Origin of the sequence: Streptomyces sirii (assembly GCF_045690365.1) — a bacterium.
In the GTDB taxonomy this organism is placed as follows: domain Bacteria; phylum Actinomycetota; class Actinomycetes; order Streptomycetales; family Streptomycetaceae; genus Streptomyces; species Streptomyces sirii.
The window spans coordinates 7,627,695-7,645,506 of record NZ_CP147982.1 but is presented as its reverse complement, the minus strand read 5'-3'; the positions used below and the strand labels follow the sequence as shown (position 1 = coordinate 7,645,506).

Annotated in this window: 14 protein-coding genes; 8 read left to right on the top strand and 6 right to left on the bottom strand. The window is 72.5% G+C overall.

Going from position 1 to position 17,812, the window contains the following annotated elements; genetic code table 11:
• Window positions 1-10: 10 nt before the first annotated feature.
• Both WAB15_RS33975 and WAB15_RS33970 read right to left on the bottom strand, forming a co-directional pair.
• The gene (locus tag WAB15_RS33975; RefSeq protein ID WP_407288589.1) at window positions 11-1,249 is read right to left on the bottom strand and encodes an ROK family protein; all 1,239 of its coding nucleotides are present in this window, start codon (window positions 1,247-1,249) and stop codon (window positions 11-13) included.
• Between the two features lie 206 nt (window positions 1,250-1,455).
• Window positions 1,456-3,018, bottom strand: coding sequence for an AMP-binding protein (locus WAB15_RS33970; RefSeq protein WP_407288588.1), 1,563 nt, complete (start codon window positions 3,016-3,018; stop codon window positions 1,456-1,458).
• A gap of 321 nt (window positions 3,019-3,339) precedes the next feature.
• Between WAB15_RS33970 and WAB15_RS33965 the strand changes: the two genes are divergently transcribed.
• Window positions 3,340-5,169 (top strand): alpha-L-fucosidase, encoded by a 1,830-nt coding sequence (locus tag WAB15_RS33965; protein ID WP_407288587.1) that lies wholly within the window; start codon window positions 3,340-3,342, stop codon window positions 5,167-5,169.
• Between the two features lie 120 nt (window positions 5,170-5,289).
• A complete protein-coding gene (locus WAB15_RS33960; protein WP_399145144.1) occupies window positions 5,290-5,865 on the top strand; it encodes a TIGR03086 family metal-binding protein in 576 nt (191 codons plus the stop codon).
• Between the two features lie 52 nt (window positions 5,866-5,917).
• Here the strand turns inward: WAB15_RS33960 and WAB15_RS33955 are convergent, their stop codons facing one another.
• Window positions 5,918-6,088, bottom strand: coding sequence for a hypothetical protein (locus WAB15_RS33955; RefSeq protein WP_384429709.1), 171 nt, complete (start codon window positions 6,086-6,088; stop codon window positions 5,918-5,920).
• 373 nt (window positions 6,089-6,461) lie between these two features.
• Between WAB15_RS33955 and WAB15_RS33950 the strand changes: the two genes are divergently transcribed.
• The gene (locus WAB15_RS33950) at window positions 6,462-7,886 is read left to right on the top strand and encodes a lipase maturation factor family protein (RefSeq protein ID WP_407288586.1); all 1,425 of its coding nucleotides are present in this window, start codon (window positions 6,462-6,464) and stop codon (window positions 7,884-7,886) included.
• On the opposite strand, the gene WAB15_RS33945 is transcribed toward WAB15_RS33950, so the two are convergent.
• A complete protein-coding gene (locus tag WAB15_RS33945; RefSeq protein WP_407288585.1) occupies window positions 7,780-8,868 on the bottom strand; it encodes a tetratricopeptide repeat protein in 1,089 nt (362 codons plus the stop codon). The genes WAB15_RS33950 and WAB15_RS33945 overlap by 107 nt on opposite strands.
• A 319-nt stretch (window positions 8,869-9,187) precedes the next feature.
• Here WAB15_RS33945 and WAB15_RS33940 point away from each other — a divergent pair, with 319 nt between their 5' ends.
• Window positions 9,188-10,405: a lactonase family protein gene (locus tag WAB15_RS33940; RefSeq protein WP_407288584.1), complete on the top strand. Its 1,218-nt coding sequence runs from the start codon at window positions 9,188-9,190 to the stop codon at window positions 10,403-10,405.
• A gap of 86 nt (window positions 10,406-10,491) precedes the next feature.
• Here the strand turns inward: WAB15_RS33940 and WAB15_RS33935 are convergent, their stop codons facing one another.
• Entirely contained in the window at window positions 10,492-11,262 is a 771-nt protein-coding gene (locus WAB15_RS33935; protein WP_399145140.1) for a PaaX family transcriptional regulator C-terminal domain-containing protein, read from the bottom strand.
• An 82-nt stretch (window positions 11,263-11,344) separates the two neighbouring features.
• On the opposite strand from WAB15_RS33935, the gene WAB15_RS33930 reads away from it, so the two are divergent.
• The 4 genes from WAB15_RS33930 (at window position 11,345) to WAB15_RS33915 (ending at window position 15,732) form a co-directional block, all read left to right on the top strand.
• Complete coding sequence (locus WAB15_RS33930; RefSeq protein WP_407288583.1) at window positions 11,345-13,006, top strand: acyl-CoA dehydrogenase family protein; 1,662 nt, start codon at window positions 11,345-11,347, stop codon at window positions 13,004-13,006.
• The gene (locus tag WAB15_RS33925) at window positions 13,006-13,770 is read left to right on the top strand and encodes a crotonase/enoyl-CoA hydratase family protein (RefSeq protein WP_407288582.1); all 765 of its coding nucleotides are present in this window, start codon (window positions 13,006-13,008) and stop codon (window positions 13,768-13,770) included. Before WAB15_RS33930 ends, WAB15_RS33925 begins: the two co-directional genes overlap by 1 nt.
• Window positions 13,771-13,826: 56 nt before the next feature.
• On the top strand, window positions 13,827-14,333 hold the full coding sequence (locus WAB15_RS33920) for a DUF1990 family protein (RefSeq protein ID WP_407288581.1): 507 nt from the start codon (window positions 13,827-13,829) through the stop codon (window positions 14,331-14,333).
• Between the two features lie 178 nt (window positions 14,334-14,511).
• Complete coding sequence (locus WAB15_RS33915; RefSeq protein ID WP_407288580.1) at window positions 14,512-15,732, top strand: metallophosphoesterase; 1,221 nt, start codon at window positions 14,512-14,514, stop codon at window positions 15,730-15,732.
• A gap of 53 nt (window positions 15,733-15,785) precedes the next feature.
• On the opposite strand, the gene WAB15_RS33910 is transcribed toward WAB15_RS33915, so the two are convergent.
• Window positions 15,786-17,549, bottom strand: a complete 1,764-nt coding sequence (locus WAB15_RS33910) for a coagulation factor 5/8 type domain-containing protein (RefSeq protein WP_407288579.1) — start codon at window positions 17,547-17,549, stop codon at window positions 15,786-15,788.
• Window positions 17,550-17,812 lie beyond the last annotated feature (263 nt).

The following is a 17,812-nucleotide window of genomic DNA, read 5'->3' as shown; positions in this document are numbered from 1 at the left end:
GCGGTCCGGGTCAGGCGACGGTGCCGCCGGCCGCGAGGAACCGCTCGACCGGCAGTGTCGCGGCGCCCAGCGCCACCGCGTCCGGGCCGAGCCGGCAGAGCTCGACACTGGTGCGCTCGCCGGGATGCCGTAGCGCCTGACCGGCCACCGCCTCACGGATCTGCGGGAGCAGCCGGGCGCCGAGCAGCAGCCCGGCCCAGCCGCCGAGGATGATCCGGCGCGGGTTGAAGAGATTGACCAGGTTGGCGATGCCGGCACCGAGGTAGACCGCGGTCTCGTCCAGCACCCGGCGGGCCGCGGTCGAATCCTCCGCGGCGGCGATGAGGGCCGCCAGCGCGGACTCCTCGTCCGCGCCCGGCATCGGGCGGCCGCGGCGGGCCTGGCGGTAGCGGTCCAAGATCCCCTCGGCGCCGGCGTACGCCTCCAGGCAACCGCGGGCGCCGCACCGGCAGCGCCGCCCGCCGACCTGGACGACGGTGTGCCCCCACTCCCCCGCGCTGCTGGTGGCACCGTGGTAGAAGCCGCCGTCGGCGACGACCGCGGCGCCGATGCCGGAGCCGATCAGCGCGATCACCGCATGGTCGGCCCCGCGCCCCGCGCCGAACCACATCTCGGCCTGCCCCAGCGTCCTGGCGCCGTTCTCGATGTGCAGCGGGAGGTCGGTGCCCGGGTGGGCCGCGGTGCCCTCGCGCAGCATCCGGCCGAGCGGTACGGCGCACCAGTCGAAGGTCTGCCCGTGCACCAGTGCGCCGCCCTCGCCGGCCCCGGCACGCTCGACCACGCCGGAGACCGCCACGCCGACCCCGAGGATGTCGCCACGGTCGACGGCGGCGGCCGCGAGCACCTCGTCGAGGCCGCCGAGGATCCGCTCGACGACCGGGCCGGCGTCGTGCCGGCCGGGCTCCAACGGCCGGTCCGCACGGGCCCGTTCGTTCATGGTCAGGTCGTACAGCCCGACGCGCACCCTGGTCTCGCCCACGTCCACACCGATGACACGGCGTCGCCCGGGATCGACCCGCAGCAGAATCCGCGGGCGCCCGCCGTCGGAGTCGACCGTGCCGGCCTCCACCACCAGGCCCTCGCCGAGGAGTTCGACGACGACGGTGGAGACGGTGGTCAGGCTCAGCCCCGTACGCGCACCGAGTTCCTGACGGCTCATCGGGCCGTCGAAGTAGAGCGTCCACAGCAGTACGGAGCGGTTCCCGCGCCGCAGGTCCCGGGTCGTGGTGCGTCGCTGGGCAGCGACCATGGGCGTCTCCTGTCCCCTCGGCCCCGGCGGCACATAATTCGAGACGCGCGATAAGCCTGTCAAGGACTTGGACCGGACCAATCGTCGAAGTCATGCGGATCAATCGCCCCAGTCATCCGGGCCGATCGGCTGAGCCTTCCGGACCCGATGCTCGACGGAGCCGGCCGCTGAGCCGGGCGACCGGCGCACCGTAGTGGCCGGGCCGCTCAGATCGCGCCGTCGTGGCCCGCCCAGTACGGGTCGCGCAGCTGTCGCTTGAAGAGCTTGCCCGACTCGTCGCGCGGTAGCCGCTCCTCGAAGACCACCGCCCGGGGGACCTTGTACCCGGCGAGGCGCTCGGCGACATGGGCGCGTACCTCCCCGCCGCCGAGCGTCACACCGTGTTCGATCTCCACATGCGCGGCGAGGACCTCGCCGAACTCCTCGTCGGGGATGCCGAACACGGCCGCGTCGCGCACCCCGTCGAGGGACAGCAGGCAGCCCTCGATCTCCGCGGGGTAGATGTTGACGCCGCCGGAGATGACCAGGTCGTTGCGGCGGTCGCTGAGGTAGAGGTAGCCGTCCTCGTCGAGATGGCCGATATCCCCGATGGTGACGTACCCGGGCAGGCCCGGCGCTTCCATGGCGGCGCGCTTGTCCGGGTCGCCGAGGTAGGTGAACTGCGGCCATGCGTCGGCGGGTTTGAGGTAGATGTCGCCGGCGGCACCGGCCGGTAGCGGCTGCCCGTCCGGGCCGAGGACCGCGACGGCGCCGGTTCCCCTGGGCCGTCCGACAGTGCCGGGGTGAGCCAGCCACTCCGCGCTGTCGCACCAGGTCACGGCACCGGTCTCGCTGCCGCCGTAGTACTCCCGCAGCACCGGTCCCAGCCAGTCGATCATGGCGTGTTTGATGTGCGGCGGGCAGGGGGCCGCGGCGTGCACGACGGAGGTGAGCGAGGACAGGTCGTAGCGCTCGCGGACGTCCTTGGGCAGCCTGAGCAGCCGTACGAACATCGTGGGGACGACCTGGACCTGCTCGATGCGGTGGTGTTCGATCAGCCGCAGGAACTCCTTGGCGTCGAAGCGCGGCATCAGCGTGATGTCCAGACCGGCCGCGAGCGCGAGGACCGCGTGCTGGCTGGGGGACGCGTGGTAGAGCGGCGCCGGGATGAGCGTACGGCCGCCGGGGGCGACGGCGAAGTACTCCAGGAAGAGCCGTACCGCCTCCTCCAGCCGCTCCGGGGCGACCGGTTCGCGCAGAACTCCCTTGGGGCGGCCGGTCGTTCCGGAGCTGTAGATGACCGTGGGCGGGCGCTCGGCGACGATGGCGTCCAGGGGCGGGTGGCCGGCGAGCCAGGAGTCCAGCAGCGGGTGCGCCCCGGTGGGCGGCGGCGCGGCGAAACCGCAGGCGGCCGCGACACCGGCGGGAACGGCGGCCTCGACGACCCGTACGCCCTCCGGGAGCACCGCGGTCACCCCCGCCAACAGGTCGCTGTGCGCGAAGACCACCTTGCTGCCGCTGTCGGTGAGCACATGCCGCAACTCGTCCTGCCGGAAGTGCCAGTTGACGGGGACGGCACAGGCGCCGAGCAGGGCCGCGCCGGCGGTGATCTCCAGATGGGCGGGCTCGTTGCGCAGGACGACGGCGATCCGGTCACCCGGTTCGACTCCGGTCGCACGCAGGCCGGTTGCGATCCTCGCCGCCCGTTCGAGGAAGGCCGGGTAGTCGCGTTCCGCGCCCGCGCAGCGGATGGCCGGAGCGCCGACGGCGGGTGGGGCGACGGCTTCCATGGTGCCTCCCATGAGTGCGGCCCAGGCCGCTCATTGAACCGGCAATCGCGGATCGTCGCCAGAGTGCCGCGGGGATGCCGAGGCGCGCCGGGCCTCGACCGCGCGCATTCGGCCACCTGTGCCTGAGGCCGCAGGAGATCCGAGGTATCCGCACTTCCTGTCCGCCAACTCCGGTCACTCTCGGGCAGTTTCCGCGAGGTGCTCCGATGTTTATGGCGTCCAGGGTCTTCCGGTCCGGGTGCGCGGACTGCACCATGCGGGAGGGCACAGGAGGCACGCGCAGGACCGACGGACGTGGACACCCGACCGAAGGAGCGAGCGATGCACATCCGCACAAGACCACTCCGCCGGCTGGTGGTCGGGGCGGCATTGGGCGCCCTGCTGCTGGCCGGCGGCGGCCCGGTGGCCGCCGCGAAGCCCCCGCCGCGGCCCGCCGCCGGCCCCGGCACCAACCATGCGACCGACGACCCGTTCACCGCGTCGCGCACCTCGTGGTGGCGGCAGGACCGCTTCGGGATGTTCATCCACTTCGGCGCGTACGCGAACCTGGAGGGCGAGTACACCCGGCCGGACGGCACGGTCTGCCGCAATGCGGAGTGGATCCAGCGCGAGTGCGCCATCCCCAAGGCGGAGTACGAAAAGCAGGCGGCCACCTTCAACCCGTCCGCCTTCGACGCCGAGGCGATCGTCAAGGCCGCCAAGGACGCCGGCCAGCGCTATATCGTCATCACCTCCAAGCATCACGACGGCTATGCGATGTGGCCGACGAAGCAGAACACCTGGAATCTGCGCGACCACTCCTCCTTCGACCCGCACCGCGACCTCCTCGCCGAGCTGAAGAAGGCCGCCGACGCCGCCGGGATCAAGCTCGGTTTCTACTATTCGATCTGGGACTGGCACGACCCGGACTTCGCCGATCCGGCGACCTTCCCGCGCTACAGGAAGCGGATGTACGGCCAGCTGAAGGAGTTGATCGACCATTACGACCCGGCGCTCTTGTGGTTCGACGGCGAATGGGACGCGGACAACCCCACCAACCGCTGGTCCCGCCGGGACGGCGCCGCCCTCCAGGCATATCTGCACGGCCTGAAACCCGGCCTGATCGTCAACAACCGCGTCGGCAAACGCGAGGTGGTCGACGGCGACTTCGGCACGCCGGAGCAGGAGATCCCCGCGGAGCCGGTCGACGGCCAGCTGTGGGAGAGCTGTATGACCCTCAACGACCACTGGGGCTTCGCCAAGTACGACACCCACTGGAAGTCGCCGGCGACGGTCGTGCACAACCTGCTGGACGTGGCGAGCCGCGGCGGCAACTACCTGCTCAACGTAGGGCCCGACAGGCTCGGGCGCATCCCGCAGCCGTCCGTCGACCGGCTGCGGGAGGTCGGCCGGTGGCTGGGGAGCGGCGGTCGGGGCGACGCGGTGTACGGGGCCGGGCACACCGGGCTGGTCGCCGACCCGTCCTGGGGCGCGGTCTCCCGGCGCGACGACGAGCTGTACGCCGCCGTCACCTCCTGGCCCGGGACGGGCGGGTCCCTCCACCTCACCGCCAAGGGCCCCTTCGAGATCACCGCGGCCCGGGTGCTCGGCAGCTCCCAGCGGGTGGCGGTCACCCGCGCCGGCGACGGCTTCGACCTCACCCCGTCCGGTGCCACCCCCGATCCGCTCGCCGGCGTCATCCGGCTCACGATCAGGCCGCCGGCCGCGGCACCCGTCGGCGAGGGCACCGGCCTGACGGCGCGGAGCTGGGCGAACGACTCCTTCACCGGCCCGCCCGCGGCGGTCGGCGTGGACCCGACGGTGAACAAGTCCTACCGCTTCGACGGCTCACCGGACCCGACGATCCCCGCCGATCACTTCGCCACCCGCTGGACCGGCACCCTCCAGCCGCGCTACGACGAGACGTACACCCTCACCACCGTCTCCGACGACACCGTGCGGCTGTGGATCGACGGCCGGCAGGTGATCGACGGCTCGGTCCCGCACGGCGCCAGGGTCGACAAGGCGACCGTGGCCCTCAAGGCCGGGCACCGGCACCGCATCCGGATCGACTACACGGAGCGCACCGGCGAGGCGCATCTGAAACTGCTGTGGTCCAGCCCCGGCCAGGAGCAGCAGATCGTGCCGCGGAGTCAGCTCTACGCGGACTGATCGCGGCCGCGGACGGTACCGGCCGGCGGGCGGAAGGGACGGGAGATCCCTCGCCCCCGGCTGGGCCGTTCGGGTCACCGCGGGGGCGGTTGTCAGTGCCCGCTCCTATCCTCGGGGACCATGAGCGACGACGAGATCCTGCGGACCCATGGCGAGGCCCTCGCGCTGTTCGGCAGCCGGGTGCACGCCGTCCGCGACGACCAGTGGGACGGCCCGACGCCGTGCTCGGAGTGGTCGGTGCGCGATCTGGTGAACCACCTCACCGCAGAGCAGCTGTGGGTGCCCCGCCTGGTGCGGGACGGCGCCACGATCGCGGAGGTGGGCTCCGAGTTCGACGGGGATGTGCTGGGCGACGATCCGGCCGCGGCGTGGGACCGCGCGGCGGTGGCCGCCGTGGCGGCGTTGGCGGAGCGCGGCGCGCTGAGTCGTACGGTCCAGCTGTCCTACGGATCCAGCCCGGCCGACGCGTACTGCTCGCAGATGACGGCCGACGCGGTGGTGCACGCCTGGGACCTGTCCCGTGCGATCGGCGCCGAGGAGCGGCTGCCAGACCGGCTGGCGACGGCGGCGCTGCGCGAGGTGGAGCCGTACGCCTCGGGGCTCGACGCGTCCGGGCTGTTCGCTCCCGCGGTGGACGCCCCGGAGGACGCCGACGATCTCACCCGGCTGCTGTGCCTGCTCGGGCGTCGGCCCTGACCCGGAGGGAAACACCCCCAGGGGCAGGGCCGACGCCCGAGTGATCCGTTGATCAGTCGATGCCGCGGATGATGTACGGCTCGGCGGGGTCGTCATCGCAACCGGCGAGGCGCACCGGCGCGCAGCGATCCCAGACTTCGAGGTTACGGACTTCCCTGATACGACCTGGTCGCTCGCCCCGCTTCAAGCGGGGCTGCTTGTGTTGAGCCTTGTGCATTGCCACCACGCACTCCTTCATCGAGGTATCGGTCCGACGCGGTGGCGCCTTGTTCACAAACCGGGAGGTCGGCCAAGGTTTGTGGCGTTCCCGCGACGGGCCAATTGGTGTTGGCGTCTCCCAGAAAGGTCGTCCGTCGCCCCTCAGAGTAACGACGCCGCACCCGGCGCGCTCGACGTTTTCCGGCGAGATGGTCACATCGCCGGAAGGCGGGAATTCCGCCCCCTGTGGTGACAGGGAAATAGGGCGGGATATGTGATGCACATCACTCACTCGAATGGCCCCGCCGTTGCTGCATCTGCCCCGATCCGTACGCGGGAGAGTGACCGCGCGGAGGGAGTGTTCCCACCCGCGCGGCCGCGGTGCTACCCATGGGCGAGTGGCATGGTTCTCGGATTCCGGTTACTGGCTCGGGCGGCTCGTCTTCCAGCGGACGCTGGCGGTTCTCTACCTGGTCGCGTTCCTCGCGGCGGTGCGGCAGTTCCGGGCACTGATCGGGGCGCGCGGCATGCTGCCGGTGCCCGCGTACGTGGCACGGGTGCCGTTCGGCGCGGCGCCCTCGGTCTTCCACTGGCACTACTCGGACCGCTTCTTCGCCCTGTGGTCGTGGTCCGGCGCGGTGCTGGCGGCGGCCGTGGCGGCCGGGGCCGCGGACGCCGTGCCGCTGTGGGCGTCGATGGTGCTGTGGGCCGCCCTGTGGGCGATGTATCTGTCGATCGTGAACGTCGGGCAGACCTGGTACAGCTTCGGCTGGGAATCACTGCTGCTGGAGGCGGGCTCGCTCGCGGTGTTCCTCGGCAACGCCGAGACCGCTCCCCCGGTGCTGATCATGTGGCTGCTGCGCTGGGTGCTCTTCCGGGTCGAGTTCGGGGCCGGACTGATCAAGATGCGCGGCGACCGCTGCTGGCGGGATCTGACCTGCCTCTACTACCACCACGAGACCCAGCCGATGCCGGGGCCGCTGAGCTGGTTCTTCCACCATCTGCCCAAGCCGCTGCACCGGGTGGAGGTGGCCGCCAACCATTTCGCCCAACTCGCCCTTCCGGTCCTGCTGTTCACCCCCCAGCCGATCGCCGGATGGGCCGCCGCCGCGATGGTCGTCACCCAGCTGTGGCTGGTGCTCTCGGGCAATTTCGCCTGGCTGAACTGGGTGACCATCGCGCTGGCGATGTCGGCCGCCGCCCCGCTGTGGGCTCGGCCGTCCCACCCGCTCGCCCCACCCCCGGTGTGGTTCGAGGTCCTGGCGCTTCTGGCCACCGCCGGGGTCCTGTGGCTCAGCTACCGGCCGGCGCGCAATCTGCTGTCCCGGCAACAGATGATGAACACGTCCTATGAGTCGCTGCATCTGGTCAACTCGTACGGCGCCTTCGGCTCGATCACCCGGGTGCGCCGGGAGATCATGGTGGAGGGGACGGCGGATGCCGTGACCGGGCCCGGCACGACCTGGGTGGCGTATGAGTTCCACGGCAAGCCGGGCGATGTCGGGCGGCTGCCGCGCCAGTTCGCGCCGTACCATCTGCGGCTGGACTGGCTGATGTGGTTCGCCGCGCTGTCACCGGCCTACGCGCGGGCGTGGTTCGTACCGTTCGTGGCGCGGCTGCTGGAGAACGACCGGGACACACTGCGGCTGCTGCGCACCAATCCCTTCCCCGATCTGCCGCCGGCCAGGATCAGGGCCCGGGTCTTCCGCTACCGCTTCACGACCTGGCGGGAACTGCGGGAGACCGGAGCGTGGTGGCATCGCACCGAGGAGCGGGAGTTTCTGCCGCCGGTCGCGCGGTCAGCTCTGCACGGAACGCGATGACCATGTCGCGGGCGTGGCGCAGCCCGATGCGGGCGAAGTCCCGCTCCAACACGGCCAGTTCGCTCAGTGTCGCCTCCCGGTCGCGGCCGAGGCGGGCGCGGGACTTGGCCAGCCCGAGGCGGGAGAGCGCGACCCCGCGCGGCTCCTGCATCTCGCTGAACTCCTGCAGCGCGAGGGTGTAGATGTCGCGTGCGGCCTCGTAACGGCCGGCGCGGTACAGGACGTTGCCGCGCATCTTGTGGTTGTAGGCGAGCGCCGACGCCAGGTCCATCGCACGGCAGATGCCCTCCGCCTCGGACAGCAGGTCCAGCGCGCGGTCCGTCTGCCCCTGCACGGACAGCACATCGGCTATCCCCCGCAGCGACCAGGCGCGGCCGCGGGCGTCCTCGCCGGCCTCGGCTATTCGGGCGGACTCCTCGAACAGCTCCAGGGCTTTGGCGTAGTCGCCGGTGTTGCGGTGCATCTGGGCTATGCCGGACATCGCCCAGACCATGTGCCGGGCCTCGCCGTGCGCCCGGCCCTGTTCGAGCAGCTGCTCGTGGAGCTCGGCGACCGCGGCGTAGTCGCCCTGGATGCGGCCGGTCTCGGCGAGGCCGGCGAGCGAGTAGCCGTGGGCGAGGCGGTCGCCGCTGCCGTCGGCCAGGGCGACCGCGTGGGTCAGCAGCCGGCGGGCCAACGGCAGGCCGCCGCACTGGCGGGCCAGGGTGCCACCGCTCCACAGCGCCCAGGCCATGGCGCCCGCGTCACCGGCGGTGCGGGCGCTGCGGTAGCTCTCCCGCCAGGCGGCGCCGGCCTCCGTCACCCGGCCGAGGCGCCGGTTGGCCTCGGCGACCGCGAGCGCGGCCCGCGCCCGCTCCAGCGCGGTGTCCGCCCGGTCGTGTGCGTGGCTGGCCTTCGCCAGCACCTCCTCGTAGGAGGAGTTCACGCCCAGCGCCGAGCCCAGCTCGCCCTGGTACTCCGGGGCGAATGCCTTGCCGTACATAAATCCGTGGCCTCCCGATCATTTCCGTGCCTTGATCACGAAACTACGAGCGGCAAGGGGTCCGGCGAATCAGTCCGCGTATGGGTTGTGCCGTACGACTGGAGTGCTACGCGGGGGTTCATGGTCATCATGCGGATGTACGCGCTCATCAGGGTCGTAGGACCGGGATCCGGGCCGGAGCGGCTCCAGCACGGCGCAGGGCGGCCTCAGGGGCGGCTCAGGGGTCCGGCGCCGGAGAGGCTCCGCCATCGCGTTGCACATGCTGCACCCTGTGTTGCGGCTCTTGCCCGGGATGGACGCGGCGGGCCACCCTGCTGCCATGACAGCAGCGGGTACGGGAGCGCGGTCCGCAGAAACCGCCGGGGCGGACCGCCGGCGGTTTCTGCGGACCGCCGCGGCGGGACTGACCATGGCGGCCGGGGTGGGGCTGCTGACGGCGGCGGACACCGCCCCCGCGCCGGCCCGTGCCGAACGCGTCACAGGCCCGCCCGCGCGCCGCTCCCGTCCGCTCTATCTGGGGACCTACACCTCGAAGGACGGCGGCGGCACCGGCATCGGACTCGCCACCTACGACACCACGACCGGGCGGATCACCACCACCGGCGTCGTGGCCGGGGTCGCCGATCCCTCCTATCTCGCCCTCGCTCCGAGCGGGCGCACCCTCTACGCCGTCGACGAGCAGGAGCGGGGCGGGGTGACCGCCCTCGCGCTGACTCCCGGCGGCCCGCCCCGGGTGCTGGGCACCCGGTCCACCGGCGGCGCCGGGCCCTGCCATCTGTCGGTGCACCCCGGCGGACGCTGGCTGCTCAGCGCCAACTACCTCTCCGGCAGCGTGGCCGTCCACCCGATCGACCGGGCCACCGGCGCCCTGGGCGAACGCACCGACCTCGTCACCCACTCCAGCCCGCCGCCCGGCCCCGGTCAGGACGGGCCGCACGCCCACCAGATCATCACCAGCCCCGACGGCCGGCATGTGCTGGCCGTCGACCTCGGCAACGACACCGTCTACACCTACCGGCTGGACGCATCGGCCGGGCGGCTCGCCCAGGTGTCGTACGCGGCGCTCCGCCCCGGCGCCGGCCCCCGCCATCTGACCTTCCACCCCTCCGGCGACTTCGCGTATCTGGCGAACGAGGTCGACAACACGGTCGTGGTCTGCGGCTACGAGCGCATCAGCGGGCGGCTGACGCCCGGTGCGCCGCAGTCCACCGGGACCGGACCGGGGACCAGTTACCCGGCGCAGCTGCTCGTCACCCGCAACGGCCGCTTCGCGTATCTCGCCAACCGCGGCCACAACAGCCTCACCCGCTACGCCGTGGAGGCCCGCGGTGCGCGGCTGCGGCTGCTGGACACCGTGCCGGTGGGCGGGGACTTCCCCCGGCAGATCGCGTTCTCGCCGGATGAGCGCTGGCTGTTCGCGGCGAACCAGAAGTCCGGTTCGGTGACGGTGTTCTCGGTGGACGGGCGGGCCGGGGCGCTCAAGAGCGCGGGGGAGCCGTTCGCGGCGCCGATCCCGGTGTGTGTGCTGGCGCGGTGAGCCGAACGGGCCGGGCCGGCTGAGGCACCGCGCCAACGGCCCCGCGGGGTCGGCCGGTGAGCACCGGTCAGGGCGCCGGGCGCGGCTCAGCCGGCCAGGTACTGCCGCAGCAGGTCGCTCAGCTCCCGCTCGAAGCCGTCGTAGCGGGCGCGGAGCCGGTCGCCCGGCCAGTCGCGCGGCAGCAGCGCGTCCGGCAGGAGCGGATCGGCGAGGAGATGGCGCAGGGCGGCCGCCGCGACCGTGAAGCGCCCGGCGGGCGACTCGGCGCGGTCCAGGGCGGACATCAGGGCGCCGGCCCGCGCCGCCCAGCCGTCCAGGTCCCACAGGCGGGCGGCGAGCACGAAGGGATCGTCGTCCGGAGTGCCGCTGAGCCAGGTGCACTGCTCGGTCACGACGGGCGGGCGGGGCCGGTCGAGGTTGGCGGGGCGCAGCCAGCTGCCCTCGCGGAGTTCGGCCAGCCGCAGCGCCGCCATCGCCTGGCGCAGTGCGGTGCGCTCGGCGGCGGGCCGACCCTCCGGGGTCGTGACGACGGCGATCTCCCAGTCCCCGCGCCAGGGCCGGGTCCTGGGTGAGCGGCTCTCGTCCTGACGGGTCTGGCGCGCCAGCAGGCGGGCGGTCAGCTCGTAGGAGCCGTCGGTCTGCCGCAGGTCGCCGGCGGCCACCATGCGCGAGAGCGCGACCCGGACGGTGCCCTCGGCGATGCCGAAGAGTTCACCGACCCGCACCAGGGCGCGGGCGGGCAGCTTCGGCGGATGGTGGCCGAGCAGGGTGCTCAGCACGATGGAGCGCGCGGTGAGGGGCCGCAGCGCGAGCGCGGCGGTGCCGTCGGGGTCGTCGTGGGTGCCGGGGTCGTTCATATGTGCAGCGAATTCTAGGGCGTGGGCCGCGGGAAGCCTTACGATCTTCCCACGGCTGTTCGATTTCTGTAACGTCAATGCCATGACCGTCACCCATGAAGTCGTGAACCAGGCTCCGCCGCTGACCGGGTTCAGCACGGCGGACGAGCCGGCTCTACTGGAGGCGCTGCGCCGGGACGGCGCCGAGTGGGGCGCGCCGGAGGTGGCCGAGCTCGGCGCGCTGGCCGGTTCGGCGGCGGTGCAGGACCAGGCCCGCTGGGCGGAGCAGCAGTCGCCCCGGCTGCACACCCACGACCGCTTCGGGCACCGCGTCGACGAGGTGGAGTTCCATCCGGCCTGGCATCAGCTGATGACCGTCGCGGTGGAGCACGGTCTGCACGCGTCGCCGTGGACCGACGACCGCGCCGGGGCACATCTGGTGCGCGCCGCGAAGTTCTACGTCTGGTCGCAGGCCGAGCCGGGCCACGGCTGCCCCGTCTCGATGACGTACGCCGCCGTCCCCGCACTGCGCGCCGCACCTGACCTGGCCGCGCAGTACGAGCCGCTGCTGGCGTCCCGTTCCTACGACTTCGGGCTGCGGGCGCCGCTGACCAAGTCGGGGCTGATCGCGGGCATGTCGATGACGGAGAAGCAGGGCGGCTCCGACGTACGGGCCAACACCACGCGTGCGGTGCCGGCCGGCGACGGCACCTACCGCATCACCGGCCACAAGTGGTTCACCTCCGCCCCGATGAGCGATGTGTTCCTGGCGCTGGCGCAGACCGAGGAGGGGCTGAGCTGCTTCCTGCTGCCGCGGGTGTTGCCGGACGGCACGCTCAACGGGATGCGGCTGATGCGCCTCAAGGACAAGCTGGGCAACCGCTCCAACGCGTCCTCCGAGATCGAGTACCACGAGGCGATGGCCTGGCCGGTCGGTGAGCCGGGCCGCGGGGTGCGCACCATCGTCGAGATGGTGAACATGACCCGGCTGGACTGCGTGCTGGGGTCGGCGGCCGGGATGCGGGCGGGCCTGCGGCAGGCGCTGCACCACACGGCTCATCGACGGGCGTTCGGACGGGAGTTGGACCGGCAGCCGCTGATGCGCTCGGTGCTGGCGGATCTGGCGGTCGAGTCGGAGGCGGCGACGCTGTTGGGCATGCGGCTGGCCGCGGCGGTGGACCGCTCGCAGGCCGGGGACGCCGGGGAGTCGGCGCTGCGCCGGCTGGCGCTGGCGGCCGGCAAGTACTGGGTGTGCAAGCGGGGCAGCGGCCATGCGGCGGAGGCGCTGGAGTGCCTGGGCGGCAACGGCTATGTCGAGGACTCGGGCATGCCGCGGCTGTATCGGGAGGCGCCCCTGCTGTCGATCTGGGAGGGCTCGGGCAACGTCGCCGCGCTCGATGTGCTGCGGGCGCTGGGGAAGGAACCGGCCGCGCTCGACGCCTTCTTCGCCGAGGTGGAGACGGCCGCGGGCGCCGATCGGCGGCTGGACGCGGCGGTGGCCGGGGTCCGCAAGATGCTCGGCGGCTTGGCCTCTCCGGAGCGCGCGCAGCTGATGGCGCGGTCGCTGGCGGAGCGGATGGCGCTGGTGCTGCAGGCCTCGCTGCTGGTGCGGTACAGCCACCCGGCGCTCGCCGACGCGTTCTGCGCCTCCCGGCTCGACGGGGAGTGGGGCAACGCGTACGGCACCCTGCCGGCCGGGGTCGATCTGACCGCGATCCTGGAGCGCGTCCGGCCGCCGGCGCCGGACACGGCCGGGGGCGCGTGATGTCCATACGGATCGAGCGGGCCGGGCCGGTGACGACGGTGGTGCTGTCCCGGCCCGCGTCCCGCAACGCGGTGGACGGCCCGACGGCACGCCAACTGGCCGACGCCTTCCGGGAGTTCGACGAGGACGACACGGCGCGGGTGGCCGTGCTGTGGGGCGAGGGCGGGACGTTCTGCTCCGGCGCCGACCTCAAGGCGATGGGCACCGAGCGCGGCAACCGCGTCGCGCCGGACGGCGACGGCCCGATGGGGCCGACCCGGATGCGGCTGGGCAAGCCGGTGATCGCGGCGCTGGCCGGCCATGCGGTGGCCGGCGGGCTGGAGCTGGCGCTGTGGTGCGATCTGCGGGTCGCGGAGGAGGACGCGGTCCTCGGGGTGTTCTGCCGGCGGTGGGGGGTGCCGCTGATCGACGGCGGTACGGTGCGGCTGCCGCGGCTGATCGGCGCGAGCCGGGCGATGGACCTGGTCCTGACGGGGCGCCCGGTCCCGGCGGCGGAGGCGCTGGACATCGGGCTGGTCCACCGGGTGGTGCCGACCGGCACGGCGCGCGCGGAGGCCGAGTTGCTGGCGGCGGAGATCGCCCGCTTCCCGCAGGCGTGTCTGCGCAGCGACCGGGCCGCCCTGCTGGACCAGGAGGGCCACGACGAAGCGACCGCACTGGCCGCGGAACTCCGTTACGGGCAGACGGTGCTGGCCGAGGCGATGACGGGTGCGGCGCGCTTCGCGGCGGGCGCGGGGCGCCACGGGGAGCCGGACCGGGCCTAGGCGGTACCGCCGGTCCCAAAGGATCACGGCGTACCCGGGGTGACACCATGCGCCTCATGAGCGATCTGACGTACCCCGAGGCGGGCGGCACCCGGCGCACCCCGCTGCCGGCCGGCTACCACCATCTCCACGAGGAGCTGCCGGTCGGCCGCGGGCGCGAGGTGCTGGCCGCGGCGGGCGAGGCGATCACCACCTTCCGGATGCACCGCGCGGCGGGCACCGGCGTCCGCGCCGATGCCCCGCAGGCCGCACCGGGGGTCGCCGTCGAGGTCTCGTTGGGCGTCGGCCCGCTGCGGCTGCGGGCTCCGTGCCGCGTGGTGTGGACGGTGGCCGACGAGGACCGCATCGGCTTCGCCTACGGGACGCGCGACGGGCACCCCGAGTGCGGCGAGGAGGCGTTCCTGGCCGAGCTGCGCGCGGACGGCTCGGTGTGGTTCACCGTGACCGCCTTCAGCCGCCCGGCCCGACCCGTCACCCGTCTCGCGGGCCCCCTGGTCCTGGTCTTCCAGCGGCTGTACATCCGCCGTCTCGGCCGCACTCTGCGCCGCCTGGCGAACCACTGAACGCCGGCCCGGCGGCGGCCGGAACGCCAGCCCTCCGTCCGCTTTTCTCACGCCCTGATGCCGCCCGGAGACGCGTAGTTACCGACGCGTAGCCCCGCCACCGCTGATCGCCATACGTCCACTTGCGCTTCATCTTTTCGTCACCATCTCCCCTGGCGACCGTGAGAGAAATCCAGCCATGTGTGACGATGAACTGATCCCGCCGCAGGCGGACATGACCGAGCGGGAGTGGCTGCGGGCCGGCTCGGACGCGGCGGCCGGGGCGCCCCCGATGCCCACGACGGGGCGCGTTCCGCAGTGGGTGAACCGGCGGACGCTGCTGGGCGGCGCGATGGCCGGCGCGGCGCTGGCGGTGCTGCCCTCGCAGGCGCAGTCCCCCGCCTCGGCCGCGACCCGCCCGGGCACCCCGGGGGCCTTTCCGTTCCCCGAGCACCCCAACGGCAAGGGCGAGTTCGCCGTCCTCGTGACCGGTGACGCCGGCACGGGGGACGAGGCGCAGTACGCGGTGGCGGCCGCGGCGCGGGATGTCTGCCGGGCCGAGGGCATCGGGCTCGCGGTCGGCCTCGGCGACAACATCTACGAGAACGGCCCCGAGTCCGCCGACGACTCCGAGTTCCAGGACAAGTTCGAAAGGCCCAACAACGGCATCGACGTGCCCTGGCTGATGGTGCTGGGCAACCACGACTGCTCGGGGCTGATACCCGGCAGCGGCGGCGACCCCTCGCGCGGTGACCGCGAGGTCGCGTACGCCAAGACCTCCAAGCGCTGGTACATGCCCAACCGCTACTACAGCGTCCCGCTGCCGGCGGCCGACCCGCTGGTGGAGTTCTTCGCCATCGACACCATCCCCTGGTCGTCCTATGTCGCCCAGCTCGACCCGTACTACCACTGGGACGGGCCGTACATGCGCGAGCAGCGGAGCTGGCTGGACCGTGCGTTGAAGGCGTCGCGGGCCCGCTGGAAGGTCGTCATCGGCCACCACCCGTACCTCAACAACGGCAAGCACGGCAGCGCCGGTTCGTACGACGGGTTCGAGATCGGGAACTACACCAGCGGCGTCCACCTCAAGGACATGTACGAGAAGGTGGTGTGCGGGCGGGCCGATCTGATCCTCTCCGGCCACGACCACACCCTGCAGATCCTGGAGCCGACGGCGCGGACCGGCGGCACCCGGCAGGTGGTCTGCGGGGCGTCGGCCAAGACGGAGGACGGCAAGGCGCACTTCGGGCACCCGGCCGCCTGGCAGAACTTCTCCGACAACGGGTTCATGGTGCTGAAGGTGTCCGGCGCGCGGCTGACCATCGACGCGTACACCGTCGACGTGGCGACACGGACGGCGACGCTGCGGCACCGGACGCGGCAGACCACCCCGGTCGCGGCGGCGCGGGCGCACGCCTGACGAGGTGAGCCGTCCTGGTCGGCGCGCGCCCAGGACGGCTCGCCCCGCTCACCTCACTGCGGATGGCCCACCAGGTTGGCGACGTTGCGCTGGGCGTCCGAGGGGCCACCCGTCCCGTTGACGACGTGGTGGATCGTGCCGGTGCCGCCGAGCGACACCGTCACCATGTCGTGGAAGCGCACACCGGGGGTGTCCGGCACCTCGAAGGCGTGCTCGGCGGCGACCTCACGGTTGACGTTGAAGAAGCAGTAGCTGCCGAGGCCCCACGCCTCGTGGTTCTTCACGCCGTCGCCGACCTTGTAGGCGGCGTAGCCCTTGGTGCCGCCGTTCATCCAGGAGCCCTGGTCCGGCGGGTCGTAGGGCATCTCGTTCTGGTAGAAGTACGTCCGGCCGCGCTCGCCGTTCCAGACCGTCTGGTGCTGCTGGTAGTGCTCGACGAACAGGCCGTACATGGTGACGTCGGCGCCGTTGACGGTCAGGCCGTTGGCGGCGGTGTTGGTGTTCCAGCCGACGCCGTCGCCGTGGTCGGCGCGCCAGATCCACAGATGGTCGCCGATGACATGGGAGCTGTTGACGACCAGGCTCCTGTCGGCCTTGCCGGGGCCGGCGCCGCCGACGCGGAAGAACACATCGTGCAGCGAGGTCGGATCCTCGGCGTGGCTCGCCGCGGAGTTCTGCGGGCCGACCTCCATCAGGGACGGCGAGCTGGTGGTGCCCGCGTCGATCAGCAGTCCGGCGATCCGGACGCCGTCGACATCGGCGACGGACAGCGCCGTGACGCCGTTGTCGGGGATCAGGGTGGCCAGGCCCAGGCCGAGCACCACGGTGTCCGGCCTGGTGATCCGCAGCGTCCGGTCGAGGTGGTAGACACCGGGCGTGACCAGCAGGTGCTTACCGGCGTCCAGGGCCGTGTTGATCTGCTCCGCGGTCGCCCCGGGCTTGGCGACGAAGAAGTCGCTCAGCGGCAGTGAGCCCCCCTGCGGGTCGCCCGAGGACCAGCTGGTGCCCTGGGAGTCCTTGCGCAGGGCCGGCAGGAACACCCGGTAGTCGCCGGCGTCGTCGACGTACAGGAACGGCTTCTCGCGGGAGACGGGGGTGTTCTCGACGCGGGTGTAGGGCGGGGCGGGGAAGTCGCCGGCCGGGGCGTTCTTCGCGCCGACGAAGACCATGTTCCAGTTGGCGCCGCTCCAGCTACCCCATTCGGTGTTGCGGGACAGCCACTGCTGCTGGGAGCCGGAGCGGACCTGGCCGTCGACCTTGGTGTCGGCCAGCAGCCCGCCGCTGGACCAGCCGCCGTCGTCGAGTTGCAGATCGCCCTTGAGGTGCATCCGGCGGTACGGCGCGGCCTGCGAGACCGCCCAGCGGTCGGCGCCGCCGGACGGGTTGACGGCCAGGTTCTCCGCCGACCGCCAGAAGTTCTGTGTCGCGTTGCCGTCGAACCAGTCGGCCTCGGCGTGCACCGCGCCGTTGATGGTGGTGTCGTCCGGTGAGCGGCCGAGGCCGGCGATCTGGGTGTAGAAGCCGATGTTGGCGTCGACGTCGTACGAGCCCGGCTTGAACAGCAGCGCATGCCGGGCCGTGCCGAACTGGTTCTTCTCCTGCTCCTTGAAGACGTCGTCGACGGCGCTCTGGATCTGGCCCTTGGGCGTCGACGGGTCGAAGATCTGCACGTTCGGGCCGAGGTCGGGGTCGGCCGCGGCGGCGTCGGCCCGCGGGAGCGCGAGGGTGGCGGCGCAGGCCGCGAGGACGACGGCGAGGAGCGTGGCGCGGCGTGGCAGCCGCGCTCTGCGGTGCCCGCGGGTGATTGCGCGTGTCATCTGTGGGGGTCTCCTACCAGGTGAAGGTGGCCGGAGCGCCGACGGGAGGCGGTAACCGAGGCGCTGTCCGGCCCAGTTGAGGTCGGGCCCGGTGGTTCCGGTGTCGTGGCCGGGTGTGCGGTCCGCCCTCCTGTGCCGAGGGCAGGCGGGCGCGCACGCCTCAGCTCTGCCCTGTGGACCGGTGTGGACACGGTCCCGCTGCTGCTTGTGGCCGGTGTGGACACGGCCGACGGCTCGGCCTCATGTTTCGGGACTTGAACATG

Bases quoted from the DNA above. Each gene is read 5' to 3' on its own strand.
- WAB15_RS33940 (WP_407288584.1), top strand. From the start codon at position 9,188: ATGACAGCAGCGGGTACGGGAGCGCGGTCCGCAGAAACCGCCGGGGCG.
- WAB15_RS33935 (WP_399145140.1), bottom strand. From the start codon at position 11,262: ATGAACGACCCCGGCACCCACGACGACCCCGACGGCACCGCCGCGCTC.
- WAB15_RS33925 (WP_407288582.1), top strand. From the start codon at position 13,006: ATGTCCATACGGATCGAGCGGGCCGGGCCGGTGACGACGGTGGTGCTG.
- WAB15_RS33945 (WP_407288585.1), bottom strand. From the start codon at position 8,868: ATGTACGGCAAGGCATTCGCCCCGGAGTACCAGGGCGAGCTGGGCTCG.
- WAB15_RS33910 (WP_407288579.1), bottom strand. From the start codon at position 17,549: ATGACACGCGCAATCACCCGCGGGCACCGCAGAGCGCGGCTGCCACGC.
- WAB15_RS33975 (WP_407288589.1), bottom strand. From the start codon at position 1,249: ATGGTCGCTGCCCAGCGACGCACCACGACCCGGGACCTGCGGCGCGGG.
- WAB15_RS33970 (WP_407288588.1), bottom strand. From the start codon at position 3,018: ATGGAAGCCGTCGCCCCACCCGCCGTCGGCGCTCCGGCCATCCGCTGC.
- WAB15_RS33960 (WP_399145144.1), top strand. From the start codon at position 5,290: ATGAGCGACGACGAGATCCTGCGGACCCATGGCGAGGCCCTCGCGCTG.
- WAB15_RS33965 (WP_407288587.1), top strand. From the start codon at position 3,340: ATGCACATCCGCACAAGACCACTCCGCCGGCTGGTGGTCGGGGCGGCA.
- WAB15_RS33915 (WP_407288580.1), top strand. From the start codon at position 14,512: ATGTGTGACGATGAACTGATCCCGCCGCAGGCGGACATGACCGAGCGG.
- WAB15_RS33920 (WP_407288581.1), top strand. From the start codon at position 13,827: ATGAGCGATCTGACGTACCCCGAGGCGGGCGGCACCCGGCGCACCCCG.
- WAB15_RS33930 (WP_407288583.1), top strand. From the start codon at position 11,345: ATGACCGTCACCCATGAAGTCGTGAACCAGGCTCCGCCGCTGACCGGG.